The following is a 23,353-nucleotide window of genomic DNA, read 5'->3' on the forward strand; positions in this document are numbered from 1 at the left end:
AGGTGTTGTTTTTGATCCGCAGATTCAGGTTGTTTATCAGCATCTTCAGTTTAATCAGGCGCGTGATATTGATAACCTTGACGTGGATTTAGGAAAATTTCATCAATGGGTGGGGCGTGTTGGTGGGTGTTTAAGCAAGACGTTAGGTGTTGTGGAAGAGGGACGTGAAGTTTCTTTTTATAGTAAGCTTTCTTATTTGCATAGTTTTGAAGATAAGCAATTCGTTTCTTTTAAAAACGATTTTCAGTTAGGTTCCTTTGGTTCTTCTTTGGAAGCAGGGGTTGGGTTTAATGCCCGTCTCTCATCAAAACTTTCTTTTCATGGAGATGTTACTTATCAGCATAGATTTAAGAAAACTGGTTTTTCTGGAGCCAGTTTCTCTGCTGGATTGCATTATCATTTTTAGCTATATATAAACTATATAGTAACTTATATATAAGTATATATAGTGTTATATTAAGTATTAAAGTAGCTCTTTAGTTTTATATTTATTGTATTTTGAGAAATTGATTAGCTTAAATATAGATATTATTCTTCAATGAATAGAAGTAGGGGAATAGGAGGCGGCAAGAGTTATGATTTATGTATTTCATAAATATGTATTTTTATGCAACGTTACAACAGCTATTCTTTATTTTTTGCAGGTTACGTATGTTAATGCTGCAGGATCTTCAAGTGATGCAGGAGGGGCATTTTATAAATGCGATGATAGAAAAACACACTTTCTTGCAGATAAAGTCTATTACTTAAAAAGCTCTCAAGAGACGTCTGCTCATATTGCACCTATTGCAGCTATATATGTAGAAAAAGCAGGCACTATTGTTAATGCCTCTCAGATAACAGTTTTTGGCGATGATCCAGATAAAATATCTGCGTATGGGGCGTATGTAAGAAATGGTGGAAAAATTAATCTAATGGCTTCAGATTTTAAGAATATACCTGCTCTTCGTGCTCAGAATGCAGTTATTAGCATGGCAGTAGGGGAAATTAAGGGGACTTCACATGCTATTTATGCATGGGGGAGAGGAACGGATATTGCTTTAGTGAGTGTGAATATCAATATTGAGCCAGATAATTTGAATGTAAAAGGGATCGGTATTATGAGTGGTTTTGATGCAATGGTTAAAATGACAGACGGTACCGTTAATTTTAACCAGATTGGCTCATTTTCAACTCGATTTGGGGGGCGCTATCTTCTTGATACTATGGGGATTACGGGGCAAGGAAGGAGGGAGGAAACTTTAACAGATGGTGATGGAGCTATGGGGGTATTGCCAGAAGCTTTTGAGGTTTTTCAAGGTGGTGACGTTCATTTGAAAAACAATTTTATTCAGCTGAACCATATGCATGCATTCTTGATGAAAAACTTTTCAGGTTATGTAAATGATAATGGTAAGTTAATTCAAAAATATATTTCACCAGATGGCTTTAAGAATACAAGTATTAAGATAGAAAAAAACAATATTTCTGTTCAGGGTGAGGGAGTATATGGACTGTGCTTTAATGTTTTAGCTCCAGAAGAACTTGCTAAAATGTTGAGGCAACGAGATGATGAAAAAATTTTAGAAACCAAAAAAGTTATCACGGGGAGGGCATTTGTTTATTTATCAGAGACAAATATGACAGTTCCAGACGGGATTGCGATTTATGCGAAGGGGAATAAAGACTATGAAGTAAAAGGCACTCTAGAATTATCGGATGAAACAAAAATCTCTGGTGATTTGTTGCTAAAAGCTGAAAATAATGCTTCTCTATTGGTGAAAGCAAATGCTTCCTCTCTTACAGGAGGTACGCGTGTTGAGGATAGATCGGTTATTGATTTAGAGTTAATTCGTTATTCAAAATGGTATCTTACTAAAAGTAAATACAACGGTTTACAGGAATCTGTTTCATCGCTTTCTTCTCTAAGTCTTTCCAATAGCACATTGATCTTTGATGAAGATAGTGGTTATCAAACGCTACGCATTGGAAAAAAAGCAGATATAGGTGCAGGAGATAAAATTCTCGCATCAAAAGATAAAAAAGTCTATAGTGCTGAGGGAAACGCTCAGATTAGGTTGAATACATTTTTGAATGATGAGGGTTTGTTTGATCCCCAAAAGACGGATCGCATATTGATCTATGGGGATGTTTCTGGAACGACATTCATTCATATGCGAAATTTTCCAAAATATTCAAGTAAAGAAGTCTATGAGGGAAGAGATCAAAGCATTTCAATCGTTCAAGTTGCAGGAACAGCGCAGGCAGGTTCTTTTCGACTCGCCAATGGTTATGATGGTTATACTACGGTGAAAGGTTTTCCTTATCAATATCGTATTCGTGGTTATGGTCCGGGTTCGCCTTTTGGAGAAGCGAATGCTAAGCAAAGATTAGTGGAAGGTGAGGGGGATTTTTGGGATTTCCGACTCGAAGGGATTTATATTTCTTCTAGAATAGGTTCTTATAATGGTCCATTTGGTAAACCTTCTTCGTTTTCATTATCTCATCCTGTTAATCCTCCATCTTCTCCCCCCAATTCACTTTCTACGTCGTTGATATCTGACTCTCCTTCTTCTACGTTCTCTGGTCCTGTTGATCCTCCCCCTCCCGATCCACTTTCTACGTCGTTTATGTCTGACCCTCCTTCTTTTACGTCCTCTGATCCTGTCGATCCTCCTCCTCCCAATCCACTTTCTACGTCGTTTGTGTCTGACCCTCCTTCTTCTACGTCCTCTGATCCTGTTGATCCTCCCCCTCCCGATCCACTTTCTACGTCGTTTGTGTCTGATCCTCCTTCTTCTACGTCCTCTGATCCTGTTGATCCTCCACGCCCCAATCCACTTTCTATGTCGTTGCCATCTGAGCCTTCTGCTCCGGAGGACACTTCATCTCCGGATTCTGTTCCTTCTCCTTCTGCCCCTGTTGAACCAAAGCCTTCTGAGTCCTCTGAGGCTTTGGAACCTTCATCTAATCTTCCTATGTCGCTTGATGTTCCGCTTGAGCTAGGTATTAGAGCTGTTGTTCCTCAATTGCCAACTTATCTCCTTTTACCAAATACTTTGTTCTATGTTGGTTTGATGGATACGACCACGCAAAATAAGACGTTGGAGACAATGCGGAATGCTTTTCATTCTTCTTGGAAAGAGGATGAAAACACAGCCTTTTTTCTGCGTGCTTATGGGGGGAGCCACCATTATGCTTCCAATTTATCTGCTTTTGAATATGGTTATGGCGCTGAGCTCGATTATAATGCACTTGAAGCAGGTGTTTTATTGAACGAGATTGAGAATTTATATACTCGTATATTCTTTGGTGCTTTGGGGAACTATGGAAACCTTTCTCTACACCCTCAGGATGTTGAACAAAGCAAAAAAAGCGCATTTAATAAATGGTCTGTTGGGGCTTATGGAAGTTTGCAGCATGATACCGGTTTTTATATGGATGGGGTGTTATCGTATGGTCTTTTTAAGGGTGATGTTTTGACCCTTGCACGAGGCAAAGTTGTTGCATTAAAGGGTAAACAGTTTAGCGGTTCTTTAACGAGTGGTAGAACGTTTGCAACAGGGTATAAAGGTGTTGTTTTTGATCCGCAGATTCAGGTTGTTTATCAGCATCTTCAGTTTAATCAGGCGCGTGATATTGATAACCTTGATGTTGATTTGGGCAAATTTCATCAATGGGTGGGGCGTGTTGGTGGGTGTTTAAGCAAGACGTTTAATGTTGCTGAAGAGGGACGAGTCGTTTCATTTTATAGTAAGCTTTCTTATTTGCATAGTTTTGAAGATAAGCAATTTGTTTCTTTTAAAAAAGATTTTCAGTTAGGTTCCTTTGGTTCTTCTTTGGAAGCAGGAGTTGGGTTTAATGCCCGTCTCTCATCAAAACTTTCTCTTCATGGAGATGTCACTTATCAGCATAGATTTAAGAAAATTGGTTTTTCTGGAGCCAGTTTCTCTGCTGGATTGCGCCACCTTTTTTGAAGAGCTGCAATATGTATTTTTAGTTGAAAGGCAGAAGATTTTCGGCCTTTTAATGTATTGAAATTTATTTTGCTTCATCAATATGGTTATTTTTTTGATATAAAAGATTACAATAGATGCCTTCTTCTATGCGATGAGGAATTTTTCTAAAATTTTTGATATTAAGATATGAGGACAGATTTCATTGTGAATGTGAGAAGATTAAACGCTAAATGCTTTCGGTATAATCTTTCAAAAGAGACGATATTGATGATTGTTTTTGTCCGTTTCTTTATTAATTTTTATAGATCATAAGTTTAGTCTTTATGAGCTTTATGCATTGTTTTGAATTTTGTTTTAGAACTTTATTGACGTTTATATCATTTAATACGCATATTATTTGTTCCCTTTTTTAGGATATTTACTTAAGAATTTTGGATAAAATATTTATTTTTAGAACAAACAGAGGGAGTTTGAGGTCAAATTATAATAAAAGTAAAGTATGTTTTATCGTGTTGTTATGGTTGTTGTTTTGTAAATGATAGGTACCAGAGAAATTTCGATAAGATACAGGATATTATTTTTATTGCGGTCATGCGCGGATATCACCATTCTTTTTTCAGCATTCAATATTTGCGCAGATTTTAGCACTCGAGAATGTTCATAAGAAGCTAATTCACCTTTTTTCAAAAGTCCTTCTTTGCATGCCAGCTTCGTTTGTGATGGACAAGGGGTTAATTGATTAAATATAAACAGGTTTGAAATGAAAGAAATTTATAATATTCAGTTTTTATTCAATATGTAAAATGATGAATGAGCATTCTGAATTATTGCATGAAATTTTCCTAAATCAATATCACGCGCCTGATTAAACTGAAGATGCTGATAAACAACCTGAATCTGCGGATCAAAAACAACACCTTTATACCCTGTTGCAAACGTTCTACCACTCGTTAAAGAACTGCTAAACTGTTTACCCTTTAACGCCACAACCTTGCCCCGTGAAAGGGTCAAAACATCACCCTTAAAAAGACCATACGATACCACCCCATCTATATAAAAACCGGTATCATGCTGCAAATTTCCATAAGCCCCAACAGACCATTTATCAAATGCGCTTTTTTTGCTTTGTTCAACATCCTGAGGGTGTAGAGAAAGGTTTCCATAGTTTCCCAAAACTCCAAAGAATGTACGACCATATAAACTCTCAATCTCGTTTAACAAAACACCTGCTTGAAATGCATTATAATCGAGCTCAGCACCATAGCCATATTCAAAAGCAGATAAATTGGAAGCATAATGATGGCTCCCCCCATAAGCACGCAGAAAAAAGGCTGTCTTTTTATCATCTTTCTAAGAGGAATGAAAAGCATTCCGTATTGTCTCAAACGACTTATTTTGCGTGGTCATATCCACTAAACCAGCATGAAATAAGGCATTTGGCAAAAGAAGATAAGTTGGAACCTGTGGAACANCATTTGGCAAAAGAAGATAAGTTGGAACCTGTGGAACAACCGCTCTAATTTGGAGATTAGACTGAACATCAAGCGGTATAGAGAGATTAGATGAAGGATCTAAAGGATCAGAGGACTCAGAAGGCTTTGGTTCGACAGGGACAGAAGGAGAAGGAACAGAATCCGGAGATGAAGGAGATACCATAACAGAGGGCGGTAATAGAAGCTCCATGAAATGATTATTAGATGGAATTTTCTAGGTAAGAAACTGAAGTGTAGAAGGCTGCTCGTAGGAAACTTTGCTCTTTAGAAGGGGAAATCAAAAAATTTTTTATTTAGGAAAATAGTGTTGAATTCCCTTCTTCTGATCGTAGGAATAAATCGTTGTTTTAATGATGATATCAGCTATTTTTTGCCGAATTTTTAAGAAAAATGCTTTTGTGGAAGTATGTAGCCTATATAGATGTTTATAGGGAGATGGGGGACGGTCTTGAGGGTGATGTTTTTATTCTTGTATGGGGGTAGCAATGTTAAAAGATCAAAAAACATGTTTAAGGTATTTTCTTGTCTAAAGGGGGGGAGAAAAGGAAGAGGGAAGATTTAATGATTACGAAGATTTTAGGAGATTTTTGGGGGGGAGATTAGGGAGATAGGATTTCTGAGAGCTCTGGAGATGCACGGGGATAAGATTTCTGGAGGATTGTGTGGGCATTTTTTATCGGCGATAATTGCGCTTGTCGGTGTAATTTAATCAGTGATATTGATTATACCACATTCACCATTTTCGCTACCGAAGGAGAGGTTTTGCCCTGCTTGATCCCAGTTAAGTGCTGAGATAGCGCTTTTCCCACAACCTTTTAGAAGGACTTCTTTTCCATCATGAAAATGTGCCGCTAAAATCATTCCATCATTGAAGCCTATTGCTACAATTTCTTTGTTTGGGTGGCATGAAACGGTGCTAACAAGTGCATTTGCTCGTGTGCCTAGTTCTAGTGGTGTTTTTCTTATGGGGCCATCTTTTGTATGAAAGGGCCAAACAATTGCGGCAGAGGCACCTGATGTTGCTAGCCATTTTCCTTTTGCGCTCCAAGACCAGCTTTTTACTTTGCTTGGGTAGCCACTCATGTGGAGATGCTGATTATCAGTGAGACGCCAGCCATGCAAGGCGTTTTCTTGCATGGTGGAAATGACATAGCGGTTGTCTGGTGAAAAGGTGACACCACAATGAGCTCCTTTCCATACCAATGTGGTAGGAGATATTTGCGTTGATAGCCAATGAAGAGTGACTCCATTGTAATGGGCAACGGCAAGTCGCAAACCTTTTGGGGCAAAAGCAAGGCCTTCTACACTGTGTTCATGTGTGAGCTCTTGTCGTTTTTTTCCACTATGCGCAAATGCGAGGCGTGAAGAGGAAAAAGCAAAAGCTTTTTGTGGACCAAAAGCAACGTTGTTTATCCATTTGCGTTCTTTTTGGCTTAACAATTCCGTGTGATCTGCTGCGGTTGTTTGACAGACTTTTCCATCTTCTCCACCGGTGATGATCGCGGTATTGTCATGGGAAAAATGGCTTGAAATTATTCCTTGGTGAACTTCAACGATTTGTGGGGTTGGATTAAAAAAAACAATGAGACCTTCTACGGAAACAAAGGCTGGTTTATTGCCTATAAAACCGCAGGAAAGGCAGTAACTTTTGAGATCATAATGGGTAATGTTTGGCATTATCACTCACTTATGCGCAATTTTCAAAACCAGTTTTTAATTTTTCAGCATCAAGAGAGCGTCCTATAAAGACAAGGCGGCTTTCTCGTTTTTCATCTTCACGCCATGGGCGTTGATGTTGTCCTTCAAGAAGCATATGTATCCCTTGAATGACGTAACGATCATCGTCTCCTTGAAAGGCGATAATGCCTTTAAGACGCAAGATATCAGGCCCTTGTTGCTGTGTAACCTGCTGGATCCAAGGGAAAAACTTTTCTGGTTGCAGAGCATCTGTTTTTAAACTTACAGAAGTGATGGTAATATCATGAATGGTGGATGCGTGATGATGGTCATGATGACAATCGGGACCGCACACATGGTTGGCATGTTGGTGTGTATGTTCATGATCGAGAGTCCGTTGGAGATCAAAAAAACCACGATTAAGAAGTGTCTCAAGAGGGATATTGGTGCGCTGTGTTGTATAGAGTATAGCGCGAGGATTAATGGCCAGAATAAGGGATTCAGCATGGCTGCGTTCTTGTGGGGTGACAAGATCAATCTTATTTAAAAGAATAATATCCGCGAAAGCAATTTGGTCTTCAGCTTCACGACTTGTTTTTAATTGAGAGGGAAAATGCTTTGCATCAACGACTGCTATGACACTGTCGAGAGCTGTTTTTTCATGGATAGTATCATCCATGAAAAAGGTCTGTGCTACGGGAACGGGATCAGCAAGCCCTGTCGTTTCTATAATGATCGCATCAAATCGATGAGAACGTTGCATCAGACTTTCCAGAATGCGAATGAGATCACCACGCACGGTGCAGCAAACACAGCCATTATTCATTTCATAAATTTCTTCGTCTGATTCAATGATCAGGTCATTATCAATACCAATTTCACCAAATTCATTGACAATGACGGTATAACGTTTGCCATGATTTTCATTGAGAATGCGGTTGAGAAGGGTGGTTTTCCCAGCACCAAGATAGCCTGTGAGAACCGTAACGGGAAGTTTTTTGGGGTGTATCGTTTCCATGGAGAGACCTTTTATTGTTCTTTATTGCCATGTGTTTATGTTAAATCGATTGATATCATCAAGTAAATCACGAAGCTGAGACAGAACATGAGAAAAGATTGCTTCACCGGCTTGTGGTGTTGCTTTGCTTGCATTTCCTGCTGCACCTTGCGTGTTCAGATCTCGCATTGTCCAACCAAAGGCATGAGGACCATAAGCACGTAAATACCGATAATTGGCAATCATATCCGCTTGTTTATTATGAAAATTTTCTGCCTTTTCCATATGGACTTTTTCTGGTGCTAAATAGAGCATGAGAGAGGTTTCGATAAAGCCTCCATGGATATCAAGATGTTGTTGAGATGGCTCCATGAGACCTTGTGGTAAACCAAAACGGCTCCAGCTTGTTGCTACAGCGAGCATGGAAAGGCGCCTTCGTAATTCGGTGATAACAATGCTCATTAAAGGTGAATTTCCTCCGTGAGCATTGAGAAGAAGAAGACGGTTGATCCCTTTGTGATAACAGTTTTCACCAATCTTTATCCATCGCTTAATCGCATCAGAAAAGGTAAGGGTTTGTGTACCTGTAACATCCATATGTTCTATAGAATAGCCAATCTTTTCAACCGGTAAAAGTGCGATATGAAACTGCTCTTTTGTTTGTAAAGTGAGGGCTTTTGCAAAAGCTTCAGCTATAATCCAGTCGGTTTCGAAAGGAAGGTGCTCTCCGTGATATTCGTGTGCGCCCAAAGGTAAAAGAGCGAGAAAAGGCCTGTTAGATACCATAAATTATTGCCTAAAAGAGAAGTTAACATAGACAAAGTGATCGAAGGTGCTGTCACTATTTAATCTATCTATAAGAGAAACGCAAATAGGCGTCTTTTTACATCACATATGGATGCATAAAAATGAGAGCTTTGTTAAAAATAGAGAAACTTTTATTGAGCAAAGCCAACGCAATTTTTCTGTAATATTAGGCAAACTTTCTCAAGATAGTTATCTTTTGTAATTATTTCTGATGTATATTCTCATTTTTAATAAGTAAATATTCATACATATTAAATTCTTATACATCAAATAATGAAAAATATTTTCATTATTTATTGAAATATAATTTTTTAGTGAGTTTATCTATTACTTTTATTTAAAGCATTTGATTAATTCTTTATTATTATTATTTATTTTGCACAAATTGCAGACAGTTATGTGAATATTGCCAAAAATTTCTTTCAAAGAGAATTATTTTTTACTAATACAGAGTAAATATAATTACTCAAAATATAAATAAGGCTGCGCTCTACAATATTGACGAAAAATATGGAATAACTTTTATGAAAATTAAGAAAGAAAGTTGTTTTTCAGTATTTTTGGGATCATTTCATTTTTCATGACTCTCTTTTTATTTAATTTTAGGTAGTTTGTTGGAGCTCTAGTATTGCTTATAATGTTTTTGTAAATCTGATAGATTTACTTATTTTATGCGTTTGTTTTGTTAGGTTTGAAAGTCAATATTTTGTGTTCTTTATGCTGTATGAGATAAAGGGGGCTGAATTACCTCTTTGAAGATGCTATGCGATATTTTTTTCTTTATATATCAGTAAAAGTTGAGAATCATTTTATTAATGTCTTTTCCATTTTAAAATAGAGATCTTAATTGCTTTTTTACATTTTTATACCTATTTTATAGAAAATGAGTACACTATTTTAAGGTTGTTTTATTAGGATAAATTTGTTTTAGATCAAGTTTTTATTCGCTACCAATTTTATTTTTCAATATTACTGATAAGTGTTATAATAAAAATCCATTAAGTACTATTTCATTTTTATGTTTATTGAAATAATAGACAATCATATATCATTATATTGGCAGTTTTAAATTTTATAGTTCTTTAAAATTAATTACATTTTAAATTATTTATAAAAGCTCTACTATATAATTTTTTTAAATTAATTTGTTTCGTAATATTTCTTATAATAAGAAATTTAACAAATTCTTATTATTTTTAATTATAGCAATAAAAATGACAAAATAATATTACTGTTAGTATCTTGATTTATTATGGTTTAAAAGTAATAAATTATTTTATCATTTATTGTTTTTTTATCTTTACATGTAATACATAATGTGTTATGTTATAATAACAAAATTACATATAATATTTTATTATGTGTAATTATATAAATGATTAAATATAAGTTTTGGTTTTTATATATGTGAATATTCTTTCATTTTTTCAGTGAAGAAAAAGAGGAGCAAAGAAAGCTATGTTTAAAATATTTAAAAATCGTGTATGTTCATTTACTTTTACACTATTTATTCTTTTTTTTGTACAAACTATAGAGGGAAATGCAAGTTTTGTAAAAAATAAAGTTCAAGAGAGAATAGCAATTACTATTCCTACACTAGAAAAAAATGTAGCTATTAAAGCTGTGGATAGAGTTATTATTCAAGGCGTTGAGAAACAAGATGTTATTGCTTTAGGGAAAGCTGAAAAAGCTGCTGCCTTTTCAGGTTCAGCCTTTTGGGGGGGGATAGGTATTTTATCACTTCTTGCTTCTTTATGTATTGGGGATGTATTAGGTGCTGTTGTATCTCTTTTGGGAATATTCATTACACTTTAGTAGAAAGCTCATCGACAGAGTCGAGGATTTTTTGTTCACTTCATTATTTAAAAAAATAAATATTTTAAATTATTTATACTGCAATAGATAATAAAATCACTACTATTAATACTAAATGTAGCTTTTATTAACATTATTAAAGTTCAAGATCCTACATTTATGTTTTTTTTACAAATTAGTGTAACCTGATTTTTTTACAGTTTATGATTATTATTCTAGTAATAAGGTTAGTATAATTACTATTTTTATCAGTCTTTTAATATTGTCTGCCTTTTCTCATATGAAGATTATTCATCAAAGGTATATTTTATCCTTCATAAGGGGATAAAATAAAAAATATCCCTATATCCATGGCTCTCATGCAATAAGAAAAATGAGAAATTATTATTTATCATTTTAAATTTGTTTATGTTAAATCCATCAAAAGTATTTTTATGTATAACAAGTTGTGTTCGTGTATGGACAAAATTATTAAAAAAAGAGTAAAAATTCTTCTTATGAATTATCTCTAAGGTTCAAGGACTGTTGTACTATTGGCAAATAAATGATGGTGCTGGTTTGTATCTTCATAGAGTAAAGATAGTAATACACAATGAATCTTATGCCATCTCATGGGGTGGTTTATACTGTCGCATTTACCGGACATATTGTGAGAGGGAAGTGGTGATGTGCATCGTTGGAAAATGCTTTTATTAAAACATAAACCTGTATTTGCGATAGAAGTGTATTCTGGGTTATTCTGTTGCCTAAGGGAAGGATACTGTTAAGTAAGGTAATTCAGGAGTGTTTATAGTTTAGCGGAAGAAGGGCAATGAAGTAAAAGGTCTTGTTTAGCACGAAGACGTGCAATCCATTGATCTTCACGAATAGCAGTATTATGTACTGTAATGAGTTCGTTTTTTTTAATTGCAGCTGTTACTGTTGCTTTTTCTAAAAGACCACAAGGAATGGCGTGGTGAGCGCGTGCTTCTGAAATGTTCATTATCCAAGCACGATAAGTATAAAGACCGATAAAGTCTAGCTGATCACCTGGATGTAAATCTTTTTTAGCAACAGCACAGACTTCTACTACGGGATGGCTAAGAGGGACCATATCTTTTTTGCCATAAAGCATAATACGTGCGCAGGTGAGGGGAACTTCCATTGCTGTTAAATGATAGGGGCGATGAAAGGTGAAGTAAGGCCCCTGACCAATTTTTAAATCTTCCATACGTTCGCGTAAACGTGGGTGTGCTATTTCGGCAATGACAAAGACACCTGGTGAAACACCTTGACCTATTGAATAATCTACAACACCATATTGCTGTAAAATGCCCCCATCTTGTTTTGGAATAAGCACTTTGTTTAAATCTTGTAGTGCTGCTCGTGGTCCATGCATTCCTGGGCAATCGGGGAGAAGTCCGGTGGCATTGGAAATGGCTGCCATTTCAACCATCGTTTTAGAACCATCAATAAATTCAACCAACATGCGCACATTCATATTACGCCGAAATGCTTCTTCTTCGTAAGCGTCAGGTGTAGCATCAAAGAGTAGAGGATTATTTTTTCCTTTACCCGCTGCAACAATCTTATGTCCAAGGGCTGAAACAAATTCTATGAGTTCCATACAAGAAGTAGGTTCATCGCCGGCACCAAGTGTATAAATGAGCCCTCGTTTTTCTGCTTCATGTTTGAGATAAGCGCCAATTGTAACATCTGCTTCAACATTCATCATGACAAGATGTTTGTTATTCTTAAGCGCTTTGATACCAATTTCTGCTCCTGCTTCGGGATAGCCTGTTGCATCAACGATAATATCAATTTGTTCATGACGCAAAACAAGGTTAATATCATCTGTTGCTGCAATCAAATTTTTTTCAATGCTTTGCGTGAGAGCATAAGTATTTTCAACTTCACAGACATGTCCATCCTCGCCATAGGCTAGTGTAGCGGCATCAAAAATACGTGACGGTGTCCTCGTGGCTACAGCAGCGACTGTTATACCATCCATATGCGCAATACTTGATAATAAATCTGTGCCCATTTCACCACAACCAATCAGTCCAATACGGATGGGGGGATGGTTTTCTGCACGTTGTTTCAAATCATGCGCTAAACCTGTTAGGTTCACATTGCTTGCCATTCTTTTTTCCTATTTGAAAACTATTCTGCTAAAGAACTTTTCTCATTCATAAGGTGCATTTGTTTTTAAGACAATTAATCTTTTATTCTTGATGCTCTAATCAATGGATTTTATAAAAGCAAGAGGGGTGGTTTTTTTATCAAATAAAATAGGAATAGCGTTATGCAGCAAAAAATAACAGTACAAGATGTCACCAGTTTTATTGGGAAAGAAGTGGGATTATCGGAGTGGCGTCTTGTTACACAGGATATGATTAATCAGTTTGCATGTGCTACAGATGATCATCAATGGATACACGTTGATGAGGAAAAGGCTAAAAAAACACCTTTTGGCGGCACGATTGCTCATGGTTTTTTAACATTATCGCTTTTGTCTACGCTCGCTTATGAAGCTCTTCCAGAGTTGGAAGGGAGCACAATGGGGATTAATTATGGTTTCGATAAAGTACGCTTCATGAGTCCTGTGAAAACAGGGGTACGGATACGTGCGCGTTTTGTGTTAAAAGACGTAGAAATTCGCCCTTCTGGTCGAGTGGTTTTCCATTATGGGGTTACGGTGGAAATTGAAAAGTTAAAAAAACCAGCTCTTACAGCTCAATGGCTTATTGTTGCTGTTGTGGAAGAAAAACCTTCCAATATCTAGATTATTTGAGTGCTTTATTTTATAAAATTTTTATACTAATTCTATTAGAAGTTTCTTCAATGATGATATTGAGAATAATCTATAGAATGATAGATATGCTGGAGCTATCATAGCGTTGATAGCCATAGCGGGTTGCTATCTTTCCTAGATCATTTTGAAGAGGAGTTTCCTAATGAAGATAGTGCATTGCTTCACGCTTTTGTTTATAGCGTTCTTTAATGGGATCATACCCATCACGTAAAACAGAACGCTTCAAATGGAATATACTTGCGTTGCCAATTCACGGGCTTATTTTAAAGCAACATCTTCAACGCTCGTCACACCTATTTCGCAATGGCGCCTGTGAATAGTATAACGATAAAGCCATTGAGCACCCCTATCTTGATGCTTGTGAAGAAGAAAGTCGACACCATCATATTATATGCTAGCCGCCAATGTTAAGACAGGTCTTGGCGCTTGAGATAATTCATAAGAGGCATGCCTTTCTTTCTTGTATAGTTTTTACTCACACGGCTCTTCCCGCTTGTAACGTGCAAGCGAGAGGTTTTGGTTGATTCTATATGGAACAAATTGGGAATAAGAGGATCTTACGGTATTTAGAGTTCTCATTCAATATGAATAACGCCATATTATTATTATAAATTCAATGTGTTATCTAAGGTTGGGAAAGGTCGTGACCAATGTCTTAATTTAAAGAGAGTCTCACATACTGTGAGATCTCTTATTTTATCCCCTTTTATATTAAAGCCATTAAAACTATTTTCTTTCATGTTACAAACGGATGGGGAGAGATAAAAACTGTTTAAGAAAAAAGTTCCTAATCTCTTATGAGTGTTTTTGATAGGCAAGGGTTGTTGCACTTGGAAAGTGGCAAAGAGGATGATGGTATTGGCATGTGAAATTCTAAGTCTTTTAATGTTTTGTTTTATCAAGTTTTTGTACGATTTTATCAGAAGTCCATTGGGTTGTAATATTAAGCACGATCAAAAGGATGATGACGATGGTCATGATGAAGGTATTGTAGCGTTGGTAGCCATAGCGGATTGCCATATCCCCTAAACCGCCTCCACCAAGATATCCAGCAAGTGAGGTGGCTCCTATAAGAGAAATGACCATGACTGTAAAACCTGTAATCAGGCTAGGGAGAGCTTCAGGAATAAGGACATGTCTGATAATTTGAAGACGACTTGCACCCATCGAGCGGATCGCTTCAATGAGACCGTTTTCAACGGTTTTAAAAGAGAGTTCCGCCATGCGAGCATAAAAAGGGATAGCTGAAATGGTTAGTATAAAAATTACAGCAGGCATTCCTATCCCTCTTCCTACAACGATACGCGTAACGGGAAGAAGATAAAATGCAAGAATGATAAAGGGAATGGCACGAATACTGTCAATGATCATGCTTAAAGGGCGATTGATGAGAGATGAGGAAAAAATCCCTCCGCGTGCTGTTGTGTGAAGAAGAAGACCAAGGGGAAGCCCTATAATAAATGCCATAACAGAAGCACTAAGTGTCATCAATATTGTATCAATAACAGCTTGGGGAAGTTCATGAGACAGAACATTAAACATAGCCTAAGACCTCACAATATCGTCCTTTTTTCGTTAACCATTGAACAGCTTTTTCTAAAGCTTCTTTATCTTCTCCAGGAAGAGCCAAGAAGAGTCTCCCGATGGTTTCATCTTGAACTGTATCAATGCCACCATGCAAAATACGTGCTTTTAAACCACTCTCATTTTCTAGAAGATGAAGAAAAGGCTGCTGGGCAATTTCACCGGCAATATTAATTTCAATGACAGCTTCTCGTCCGATTGGTTTGAGATTTTTCGCAAATTTTTCAGGAAGTTGCGGGGTTACAAGCTTGAGCATGGCTATGGTTGTATCGTCTTGCGGTGATGTAAAGATGTCTTTCACACGTCCTTCCTCTACAATGTTTCCCTGATTAAGAACAACAACGCGATGCGCTATGGTGCGCACAACTTCCATTTCATGGGTGATGAGCACAATCGTGAGATTGAGGTGTTTATTAATATCAGCAAGGAGCTCTAGAATAGATTGTGTTGTTTCAGGGTCAAGAGCAGAGGTGGCTTCATCTGATAACAATATTTTAGGATTAGCAGCAAGAGCGCGTGCAATGCCAACGCGTTGTTTTTGCCCTCCTGACAATTGTGCCGGATAGCAATATTCTTTCCCAGATAACCCAACCAATTCAATCAGTTCAAGGGCACGTTTGTGGCGTTGTTTTTTACTTACACCACTTAATTTAAGCGGCAATGCAATGTTATCAAGAATATTCTGCGATGAGAGAAGATTGAAATGTTGAAAAATCATCCCAATTCGTTGACGGTAAGGCGCCCATTCTATCTCTGATAGATTGGAAATATCAACACCTTCAAAAAAAATGGACCCTGCATCAATCTTCTCTAACCCATTTAAACAGCGAATAAGTGTTGATTTTCCTGCTCCACTGCGCCCAATAATGCCAAGGATTTCACCAGCATGGATATTTAAAGAGAGATTATTAATTACCGGAACACCAGCCGTTTTGTTAAAACAACGGCTGATGTTTTTTAAGGAGATAAGAGTAGGTTTTTTCATTCACAATTACTCGGATATTTGGCACAGTTACTCAGATATTTGGCACAATTACCAAGATGTTTGGGCGGTATTGCCAAAAATCTCTTTGATTTTTGCACGGATAAGATCGTTATTGTAAGCGGCAACTAATTTTTTAACCCATGGCTCATCTTTTTCGCTCGTGCGTACAACGATGATATTATCATAAGGATTATTTTTTGCGCTCTCCCATGCGACTACATCTTTTTCGAAGTTTAATCCGGAAACAATAGCCCAGTTTGTGTTTATAATTGCAAGGTCAAAATCGTCAATAGCTCGTCCTAACATACCAGCATCGAGCTCACGAATTTGCAGGTTTTTAGGATTTTCGATAATATCAAGTGGAGATGCAAGAATATTATGAGGATCTTTTAACTTAATGAGACCTAAAGAATTGAGAAGAAGTAAGGCTCTTCCACCATTAGATGGGTCGTTCGGAATACCAACATGAGCACCATCACGAAGATCTTTTAAGTCTTTTATTTTGTGTGAGTAAACACCGATTGGAGCAATAAATGTATAGCCGACAATTGAAAGTTTATAGCCACGTTGTTTCATTTGTTCATTAAGATAAGGGGCGTGCTGAAAAGCATTCGCATCGATCTCTCCTGCGTTAACAGCATCATTAGGCAAAGCGTAATCAGAAAAATAAACGAGTTCAATATCTAAACCGGCTTGTTTAGCCTGTTCAGCAGCAGTTTTCCAAATAATCGCATCCCGCCCTTCCATAATACCAAGTTTGATTTTTGTTTTGTCTGCGGCCATGGAAAAAGCAGTAGACAAAAAAAGTGCAAAGAGAGAGAGGAATAATCCTATAATCCGACTACGAGAAAAATTTTTTAATGTCATATGCTTTTAACTTTCTTTTTCGAGAAATTTTTTGAGGGAAGTTTCAATATACTCTGTATCTTTTTAGGCAGATTTAAAGTTATACAAGCTTTAGAGAATATTCAATCACTTTTATTTTTAAAAGAGTATTATTTTTCCTTCTATTTTAGTTGTTTTGGGGGCTGATCATCATTTGTTGAGGGAACCAATGCCCCTTTAAAAACTTCTGTAAGGGACAATTGGTTGAAGAACCGGACAATCAGATGATGCTTTAGCCGTAAATTCATGAAGAACATACTGCGCAATCAAGATCAAAAGGCCGTGTTCGTGTAGGCGATAAAGAGAAATTTTGTTGCAATGTTGTGGGTTTTTGGGGGGAATAAAGGTTGCTGATCATTGGATTTAAACGCGGCAAATTTTTGCAAAGGCGAATTTTTGCCCTTCATACGTTTTAAGAGAGGAAAAAAAATAATGTTAAGAAAGAAATTTTTATCAACAATGATGACTTTATGGGCTTTAGGAGCGTCAGGGGTGGCTATGACTGCTTTTCACGCACAAGCTGGAACCATTACAGGAACAGTTGCTCGTGTTGCATCAGGTCAGGTGTCTTTACGCACAGGCCCTGCGACAGCTTATAAAGTTATCGCAATGGTTCCAATGGGAGCAAAAGTGCAAATTTATGGCTGCCTATCCAATAAAACTTGGTGTTCTCTTGGTTATCATGGAAAAGTTGGTTGGGCATCTGCACGTTACGTCAATGTTAACGATGTTCCTACCATTGCTTTTAAAAAGATGCCAGCAAAATCAAAATCCATGGTAAAATCGCCAAAAGAAAAAGTAAAACAGGCTGTTTTCGACTTTAAAGCTCTTCCGGCGATTCAAAAAACACGGAAAAATATGCAAAAACTATACAGAACAGATATGATTATCGATTCTACAGGTGTTAAAAAAAGGGATGAACGAACAATTTTAAATCCGTCGCAAAAAGCACAAGGCGTTTCTGTAAATCACGTGAGTGCTTATAATCCATCCTTTCCTGATAATGTCAATTACAAAAATTTTGAACGTAATGAAACGCGTTACCGTGTCGTGACCTATCCTGTTCGATAAGGGTAAAGTTAATTTCATAACCGGAATGACAAATAGGATCAGCAGCATGAAGCAAACAATGCTTATGCTGCTGATCCTATTGTAGCGTAAAATGGTCATTAAGGCGGCAATGCTTAACTTAAGGTGGCGAGGCATTCAAGGATATTCAGAGTAAAATTTGATAATACCTTGGATTACAGTTCTTTAGGATGGTGATATGAATCCTCAGTTGGGGAAGGTTATACTGAAGAGAAGCCGGATTTTTGACAGACCGGCTAGGGGCTCTTTGTCCTTCGGATAGGGCGTTAATTTGCGGACTTAGGCTTTATCAAATTACGAGAAATGAGCAATTCAGCAATTTGAACGGCATTCAATGCTGCTCCTTTTCTTAAATTATCGGCGACAACCCAGAAAGCTAAACCATTTTCAACGGTGATATCTTCACGAACACGGCTAATAAAGGTATCATCTTCTCCGGTACCTTCATAAGGTGTGGTATAACCACCATCTTCGTGTTTATCGATAAGCTGACAGCCTGGTGCATCGCGGAAGAGCGCTTGTGCTTCAGATGCGCTTAGTGGTTTTTCAAATTCAACATGGACGGCTTCGGCATGACCGATAAAGACAGGGACCCGAACAGCAGTGGCTGTTAATTTAATTTTCGGATCGAGAATTTTCTTCGTCTCAACCGTTATTTTCCATTCTTCTTTTGTATAACCATCTTCCATGAAAACATCAATATGAGGAATGACATTAAAGGCAATGCGTTTAGTGAATTTTTTTGATGTAATTGGGTCTGCAACAAAAACTGCGCGTGATTGTTCGAAAAGTTCGTCCATTCCTTCTTTACCAGCTCCAGAAACAGACTGATATGTAGAGACAACAACACGTTTAATGATTGCAGCATCATGGAGAGGTTTTAAAGCTAAGACCAGTTGAATTGTTGAACAATTAGGATTTGCTATAATATTACGCTTAGAAAAGGCATTTATAGCTTCGCCATTGACTTCAGGGACTATCAACGGAACATTGGCATCATAGCGCCACGTGGAGGAATTATCGATGACGACACAGCCGGCAGCAGCAATTTTAGGGGCGTATTCTTTGGAAATGCTCCCTCCCGCAGACATAAGACAAAAATCTGTGTCAGAAAAATCGTAAGTATCCAGTGCTTTTACTTTTAAAGTTTTGTCTCCATAAGAAACTTCTTGTCCTAATGAGCGTCGTGATGCTAGAGGGACAATTTCATGCGCAGGAAAACCACGTTCTTCTAAAATTGTAAGCATTTCACGACCAACATTTCCTGTTGCGCCGACAATTGCAACTTTATAACTCATTTTCTATATACTCCTCATGTCTCTCCATGTTTATTCCCCGTGCTATACTCAGGAGAGAGTGAGTTGGTCAAGGAACATCATTAAATTATATTTTTGATTTTCAACAACTCAATTTTGTGCACACCAATCATCATTGTTAGCACAATAAATTGTTTTATTTCAAATAATACGTCTCTTTTAATCTTTCAGAATTGAAAAAATTGAATATTTTACGCTAAGCTATTATCTCTTTAGAAAACACTTTAATTAAGTGAATTTCTTATCTTCTGTCAATTGTTTACCTTCTCACTTTTGAATTTTTTAAGGATGGTATTACGTATCGCGTTGGTGGAATCTTTTAATACTTTATCTGTTAATTGTTGAATTATTTAATTTTCTCCCTATACCTTTAAAAGCGAAGCTTTCTATTACAGTCTGTAAACAGCTAGATTCTAGCGGCTTCCCATTTTTCACTTAAACTAAAGGCTCAACAAGCAGGCCTAAAAATATTTAAAAAGATATTGGGCATCTAAAAAACATTTGAATGTTTCAAGGAGGTATGCGTGCTTCATATCCTCATACCTTAAATGATAGAATTTATGGCACAACAAGATAAACTTAAGTATCCATATATAGATAAATTCTTATGAAAGTTATATATATTTTTTTTCGTGTCTATTTTTTACTTTATATTTCTTATTTTTACTTTAATCCTGTTATGCTATAAAATATCATTATTTGGAGTATGGTGGTATAAGATCTTTGATTTTTCTCGATATATTTAAGTGTTTTTTTAGTGTGTTGGAATATTTTTAGGCTTGTTTGGAGAGCCTTTTGTTTAAGTAACTCATATGAGTGGAAAGTCGTTGAACACCCCCATATTTACGTTTAATAAAAGAGCAAGTTAGCACCATCATCCATTTTTTCAGCGCCCAATGTCGTTACAGCTCTTGGTATGTGAGACGATTCAATAAGAGGTATGCCTTTTTGTACATTTTTACTCATACGCCAACTTTGCTTGTAATGTGCAAACAAGAGATTTTGATTGATTCAATATAGAACAAATTTGAAATGAAAGAAATTTACGATATTCGAAACACTTATTCAATATCAATAACGTTAAATTATCATTATAAATCAATGCACTATTTCTAAGTTAAACTCGTTAGAATTCGGATTATTTACAAATCAGATTAGATTAAGCATTTTCATTCTCATGAAGTGTGGGGAGACAGTCACAATTCTTGTCAAGATTATTAAGGACTTTGATTATCTTTGCAATGAACTTATGAAAATAAGGGGTTATTTTTTTCATCAGAAATCAACTGCAAAATTGCTCTTTGTTTTTTGCGGGTCAGTATTCTGAAATTTTTTAAAAGTAAATATTCTGCTTTGCTTGCTATTCTGTCATCACAATGATAGAGGTTCTCTTCTTTTTTTGCGCCATCAGCATAAAAGAAGGAAACGGGAACATCTAATATATGAGCAATTTCCTGTAAACGTCTTGCACTTACGCGATTTAAGCCTTTTTCATACTTTTGGATTTGTTGGAATGTTACGCCTAAATGACTTCCTAATTGTTTTTGAGAAAACCCCATGACGTTTCTTCTGAAGCGAATTTTTTTGCCTAAAGAAATATCGTAAAAATGTAGATTTTTGGCTTTCACTTGATGTCCCCTCCGGTTGCGAGCGCCCTCGCATTAGTATCCGGGGTCTGGAAGTGCTGACTCAAAACAGCCTCTTGCTTTTAGTGCTGAGAGCACTTGGACATAACAAGAATCCCCGGAACTCAGAGATGTTTGCAAAGCGGGTTCATTTTTCGTGTTTGAGTTTTTCGGACATCTAGGACCTATTGATCGTTGTGTATATAACCAAAACACAAGTTTCATTCATAAGGAAATTATTTTCAATCGTCAATTGAAATTCAAATTGCTTATTCCAAGAAAATAAAGCTTATTTTTTAGCCTATAAGCTTATAGGAATGTCATGAAAACATAAATGTCCAGTTGTACTTATGTTCCCCTCCTGATTTAGTGTAAGTGCTTTTATATTGTACTTTCGCGATAGATCAACAAATTGATTTGTTATGATAAATCATTCTTTTTAACTAAAAATACAAAGCGGAATATCTTAAAACCTCTCATCACAAATCTTTTCATGTTGGATTAATTAAAATCCCTTGCTTGTACATCATAAGCGGGTGGGCCGTGTGGGTAAAAACAAGGGCTGTTTGAATCCTTTTTTCAGTTATTTTTATTCAGATATTTGTGTTGTGCAAGCGAATGTTTTTTATTGCTTCAGAATGAATAGACTGAAACGAGAAAAGCTGTGCTATTTGGGGCTTTGATTGCAAGGGGTAAAGCGATATAAATATCTTTTAAATCAGTGTATTTCTCTATTGTAAAATGCCTTTTCTCAGAACACGTGAATATTGAGAGACCATATGGATATAGAGGCTTGATAACAGTGGGCTTGTAGAAGGAAATTGCATGAGGATTTTTTATTTTTTATGCGTTATTTCTTCATTGTTTTGCAAAGGGCGCGCTTCTGAGGCAAGCATAATGGGAACGCCATCACGAATAGGGTAGGCAAGTTTGGCTTTGAGAGAAATGAGCTCTTGTGTTTTTCGGTTGAAAGAGAGAGTACCTTTCGTCATTGGGCAGACGAGCAATTCGAGCATTTTGGGATCTGTGGTCATTTTTTTCATGTTTGGACATTCATTAGTTTAAGCGGTAATCTGTTCCTGTTTGTTTCATGAGCGAGCGTTCTGTTAATGCAAGAAGAGTTTGGGCACGGCTTTCGATATCTGGAGCTTCAAGGAGAGCTTGTTTTTCTGCTGGTGTAAAGGGGATAAGGGCTGAAAAAGCATTAACCAATATAGGTGTAGGGGCTTCTATGATGCTGCTCCAATTATATTCCATTTCATGTATGGTTAGATATTTTTCTACAACGTCGAGTAAGTTCTCTCGGTTAATGCTTTCTTCAATATCAAATTCTTGCAAGTCTTTTATGTTTGATTGGATGAGAGCTGTTCGATAGGATTTTGTGTTTTTCAATTCTTGTTCTAAAGTGAAGCGGCAAACACCTTGTAAGATAATGAACAGTTGTCCATTTCCTGTTTCACTGTAGTTTGTAATGCGCCCTATACAGCCTGTTTTATAAAGTTGTGTAGAGAAGCGATCTGTATTCGATGAAAGTGGTTGAATAATGCCCAATAGACGATCAGTTACCATAACATTTTCAATCATTTCAAGTGATTCTGGTTCAAAAATATTGAGTGATAAAAAACCACCGGGTAGTAAGAGTGCACCTTCTAAAGGAAAAAGAGCAATTTGCTTTGGAAGATCATTTTCGCAATTGTAAGAGATATTACCAGCTTTCATGAGTATTTTGTCACCTTTGTTCGGTAGTTTTAGTCTGTAAATAGTCGCTATTTATGACACTATTGAGAAAGCAGAAAACCTACTTCTTGTGCATTAAAATCATACTTATAAAATATTTGAAGTCCTTATTCTCAAAAAGAATATGAAACCTTATCTTTAAGGTTGAACTGCGCGCGAAAGAATATTGCTTTGCGATCTTTTTAGTGTGTGACGTTTTGCATGATTTTCAAGAGGTATTTTTGTTTATAGCTTTTGATTTTTGTCTTAAATTTCCTAAAATGTGTTCCTTGCAATTTTTGTAAGGTTCAAAAGGATAATATTATAAATCTTTTGAAGCAGCTTATGCAAGTTTTAAAATGAGAACATTTTCATCACTTTACTAATGACAGTGTGATAAAGATAGGCTATAGGTTTAAATATGCTGGAAAGAGCGTTATCGTTTCTTTCATTCTTTTGCGGGAGAGTGCAGATTGCAAATTTTCGCATTGCCGCCGAAGGGGAAATAGCCCATAATCTCTCAGGCTTTAAGGACCGTAAAAGGAAGAAGGCAGATCTGGAAAGTCGGGAGAACCCGCGCCGAAGGTGTAAGCGAAAAATCTTTTCGCGAGTCTCTCAGGTTGATGACAGAG

At 36.7% G+C, this 23,353-nt stretch carries 17 protein-coding genes, 2 pseudogenes and 1 riboswitch; of the genes and pseudogenes, 5 read left to right on the forward strand and 14 right to left on the reverse strand.

From position 1 onward, the window contains the following. On the forward strand, positions 1 to 406 hold a 406-nt coding region (locus tag ACFIMX_RS10090; RefSeq protein WP_375694429.1), incomplete at its 5' end, for an autotransporter outer membrane beta-barrel domain-containing protein. Between the two features lie 169 nt (positions 407 to 575). Then, on the forward strand, positions 576 to 3,956 hold the full coding sequence (locus tag ACFIMX_RS10095) for an autotransporter outer membrane beta-barrel domain-containing protein (RefSeq protein WP_375694430.1): 3,381 nt from the start codon (positions 576 to 578) through the stop codon (positions 3,954 to 3,956). A 486-nt stretch (positions 3,957 to 4,442) separates the two neighbouring features. On the opposite strand, the gene ACFIMX_RS10100 is transcribed toward ACFIMX_RS10095, so the two are convergent. From ACFIMX_RS10100 to ACFIMX_RS10120, 5 genes and pseudogenes are all read right to left on the reverse strand, one after another. Continuing rightward, positions 4,443 to 4,625 (reverse strand): hypothetical protein, encoded by a 183-nt coding sequence (locus tag ACFIMX_RS10100; RefSeq protein WP_375640774.1) that lies wholly within the window; start codon positions 4,623 to 4,625, stop codon positions 4,443 to 4,445. A gap of 144 nt (positions 4,626 to 4,769) precedes the next feature. Then, positions 4,770 to 5,603: pseudogene (locus ACFIMX_RS10105) on the reverse strand (autotransporter outer membrane beta-barrel domain-containing protein); the annotation flags it as partial. 533 nt (positions 5,604 to 6,136) lie between these two features. After that, complete coding sequence (locus tag ACFIMX_RS10110; RefSeq protein ID WP_375694431.1) at positions 6,137 to 7,108, reverse strand: WD40 repeat domain-containing protein; 972 nt, start codon at positions 7,106 to 7,108, stop codon at positions 6,137 to 6,139. Between the two features lie 10 nt (positions 7,109 to 7,118). Further along, positions 7,119 to 8,126: a CobW family GTP-binding protein gene (locus ACFIMX_RS10115; protein ID WP_375694432.1), complete on the reverse strand. Its 1,008-nt coding sequence runs from the start codon at positions 8,124 to 8,126 to the stop codon at positions 7,119 to 7,121. Positions 8,127 to 8,147: 21 nt separating this feature from the next. Further along, complete coding sequence (locus tag ACFIMX_RS10120) at positions 8,148 to 8,891, reverse strand: creatininase family protein (protein ID WP_375633823.1); 744 nt, start codon at positions 8,889 to 8,891, stop codon at positions 8,148 to 8,150. 1,479 nt (positions 8,892 to 10,370) lie between these two features. Between ACFIMX_RS10120 and ACFIMX_RS10125 the strand changes: the two genes are divergently transcribed. Further along, positions 10,371 to 10,727, forward strand: a complete 357-nt coding sequence (locus tag ACFIMX_RS10125; RefSeq protein ID WP_375694433.1) for a hypothetical protein — start codon at positions 10,371 to 10,373, stop codon at positions 10,725 to 10,727. Between the two features lie 787 nt (positions 10,728 to 11,514). Here ACFIMX_RS10125 and ACFIMX_RS10130 read toward each other — a convergent pair. Continuing rightward, positions 11,515 to 12,849 (reverse strand): NAD(P)H-dependent oxidoreductase, encoded by a 1,335-nt coding sequence (locus ACFIMX_RS10130; RefSeq protein ID WP_375618541.1) that lies wholly within the window; start codon positions 12,847 to 12,849, stop codon positions 11,515 to 11,517. 162 nt (positions 12,850 to 13,011) lie between these two features. On the opposite strand from ACFIMX_RS10130, the gene ACFIMX_RS10135 reads away from it, so the two are divergent. Then, positions 13,012 to 13,491, forward strand: coding sequence for a MaoC family dehydratase (locus ACFIMX_RS10135; RefSeq protein ID WP_375694434.1), 480 nt, complete (start codon positions 13,012 to 13,014; stop codon positions 13,489 to 13,491). Positions 13,492 to 13,663: 172 nt separating this feature from the next. On the opposite strand, the pseudogene ACFIMX_RS10140 reads toward ACFIMX_RS10135, so the two are convergent. The 4 genes and pseudogenes from ACFIMX_RS10140 to ACFIMX_RS10155 form a co-directional block, all read right to left on the reverse strand. Next, a pseudogene (locus ACFIMX_RS10140) lies at positions 13,664 to 13,961 on the reverse strand (integrase); the annotation flags it as partial. Between the two features lie 442 nt (positions 13,962 to 14,403). Continuing rightward, a complete protein-coding gene (locus ACFIMX_RS10145; protein ID WP_375609233.1) occupies positions 14,404 to 15,063 on the reverse strand; it encodes a methionine ABC transporter permease in 660 nt (219 codons plus the stop codon). Then, positions 15,056 to 16,090, reverse strand: coding sequence for a methionine ABC transporter ATP-binding protein (locus ACFIMX_RS10150; protein ID WP_375694435.1), 1,035 nt, complete (start codon positions 16,088 to 16,090; stop codon positions 15,056 to 15,058). The genes ACFIMX_RS10145 and ACFIMX_RS10150 overlap by 8 nt, the downstream gene beginning before the upstream one ends. A gap of 48 nt (positions 16,091 to 16,138) precedes the next feature. Beyond that, on the reverse strand, positions 16,139 to 16,957 hold the full coding sequence (locus ACFIMX_RS10155; RefSeq protein ID WP_375618539.1) for a MetQ/NlpA family ABC transporter substrate-binding protein: 819 nt from the start codon (positions 16,955 to 16,957) through the stop codon (positions 16,139 to 16,141). A 450-nt stretch (positions 16,958 to 17,407) separates the two neighbouring features. Here ACFIMX_RS10155 and ACFIMX_RS10160 point away from each other — a divergent pair, with 450 nt between their 5' ends. After that, positions 17,408 to 18,046, forward strand: a complete 639-nt coding sequence (locus ACFIMX_RS10160; protein ID WP_375694436.1) for an SH3 domain-containing protein — start codon at positions 17,408 to 17,410, stop codon at positions 18,044 to 18,046. A gap of 284 nt (positions 18,047 to 18,330) precedes the next feature. Here the strand turns inward: ACFIMX_RS10160 and ACFIMX_RS10165 are convergent, their stop codons facing one another. From ACFIMX_RS10165 to ACFIMX_RS10180, 4 genes are all read right to left on the reverse strand, one after another. Beyond that, entirely contained in the window at positions 18,331 to 19,362 is a 1,032-nt protein-coding gene (locus ACFIMX_RS10165; protein ID WP_375694437.1) for an aspartate-semialdehyde dehydrogenase, read from the reverse strand. A 1,265-nt stretch (positions 19,363 to 20,627) separates the two neighbouring features. Further along, a complete protein-coding gene (locus ACFIMX_RS10170) occupies positions 20,628 to 21,008 on the reverse strand; it encodes a helix-turn-helix domain-containing protein (RefSeq protein ID WP_375612292.1) in 381 nt (126 codons plus the stop codon). A gap of 833 nt (positions 21,009 to 21,841) precedes the next feature. Then, positions 21,842 to 22,048: a Trm112 family protein gene (locus tag ACFIMX_RS10175; protein ID WP_273791466.1), complete on the reverse strand. Its 207-nt coding sequence runs from the start codon at positions 22,046 to 22,048 to the stop codon at positions 21,842 to 21,844. A gap of 13 nt (positions 22,049 to 22,061) precedes the next feature. After that, complete coding sequence (locus ACFIMX_RS10180; protein ID WP_375640764.1) at positions 22,062 to 22,724, reverse strand: LON peptidase substrate-binding domain-containing protein; 663 nt, start codon at positions 22,722 to 22,724, stop codon at positions 22,062 to 22,064. A 446-nt stretch (positions 22,725 to 23,170) separates the two neighbouring features. Next, positions 23,171 to 23,268: riboswitch (glycine riboswitch) on the forward strand. Positions 23,269 to 23,353: the final 85 nt, after the last annotated feature.

The sequence above is a fragment of the Bartonella sp. AD24XZML genome, from assembly GCF_042196485.1.
Lineage (GTDB): Bacteria > Pseudomonadota > Alphaproteobacteria > Rhizobiales > Rhizobiaceae > Bartonella.

Coding starts and splice junctions, on each gene's coding strand:
- ACFIMX_RS10095 (WP_375694430.1), top strand. CDS start 576: ATGATTTATGTATTTCATAAATATGTATTTTTATGCAACGTTACAACA.
- ACFIMX_RS10110 (WP_375694431.1), bottom strand. CDS start 7,108: ATGCCAAACATTACCCATTATGATCTCAAAAGTTACTGCCTTTCCTGC.
- ACFIMX_RS10115 (WP_375694432.1), bottom strand. CDS start 8,126: ATGGAAACGATACACCCCAAAAAACTTCCCGTTACGGTTCTCACAGGC.
- ACFIMX_RS10120 (WP_375633823.1), bottom strand. CDS start 8,891: ATGGTATCTAACAGGCCTTTTCTCGCTCTTTTACCTTTGGGCGCACAC.
- ACFIMX_RS10125 (WP_375694433.1), top strand. CDS start 10,371: ATGTTTAAAATATTTAAAAATCGTGTATGTTCATTTACTTTTACACTA.
- ACFIMX_RS10130 (WP_375618541.1), bottom strand. CDS start 12,849: ATGGCAAGCAATGTGAACCTAACAGGTTTAGCGCATGATTTGAAACAA.
- ACFIMX_RS10135 (WP_375694434.1), top strand. CDS start 13,012: ATGCAGCAAAAAATAACAGTACAAGATGTCACCAGTTTTATTGGGAAA.
- ACFIMX_RS10145 (WP_375609233.1), bottom strand. CDS start 15,063: ATGTTTAATGTTCTGTCTCATGAACTTCCCCAAGCTGTTATTGATACA.
- ACFIMX_RS10150 (WP_375694435.1), bottom strand. CDS start 16,090: ATGAAAAAACCTACTCTTATCTCCTTAAAAAACATCAGCCGTTGTTTT.
- ACFIMX_RS10155 (WP_375618539.1), bottom strand. CDS start 16,957: ATGACATTAAAAAATTTTTCTCGTAGTCGGATTATAGGATTATTCCTC.
- ACFIMX_RS10160 (WP_375694436.1), top strand. CDS start 17,408: ATGTTAAGAAAGAAATTTTTATCAACAATGATGACTTTATGGGCTTTA.
- ACFIMX_RS10165 (WP_375694437.1), bottom strand. CDS start 19,362: ATGAGTTATAAAGTTGCAATTGTCGGCGCAACAGGAAATGTTGGTCGT.
- ACFIMX_RS10175 (WP_273791466.1), bottom strand. CDS start 22,048: ATGAAAAAAATGACCACAGATCCCAAAATGCTCGAATTGCTCGTCTGC.
- ACFIMX_RS10180 (WP_375640764.1), bottom strand. CDS start 22,724: ATGAAAGCTGGTAATATCTCTTACAATTGCGAAAATGATCTTCCAAAG.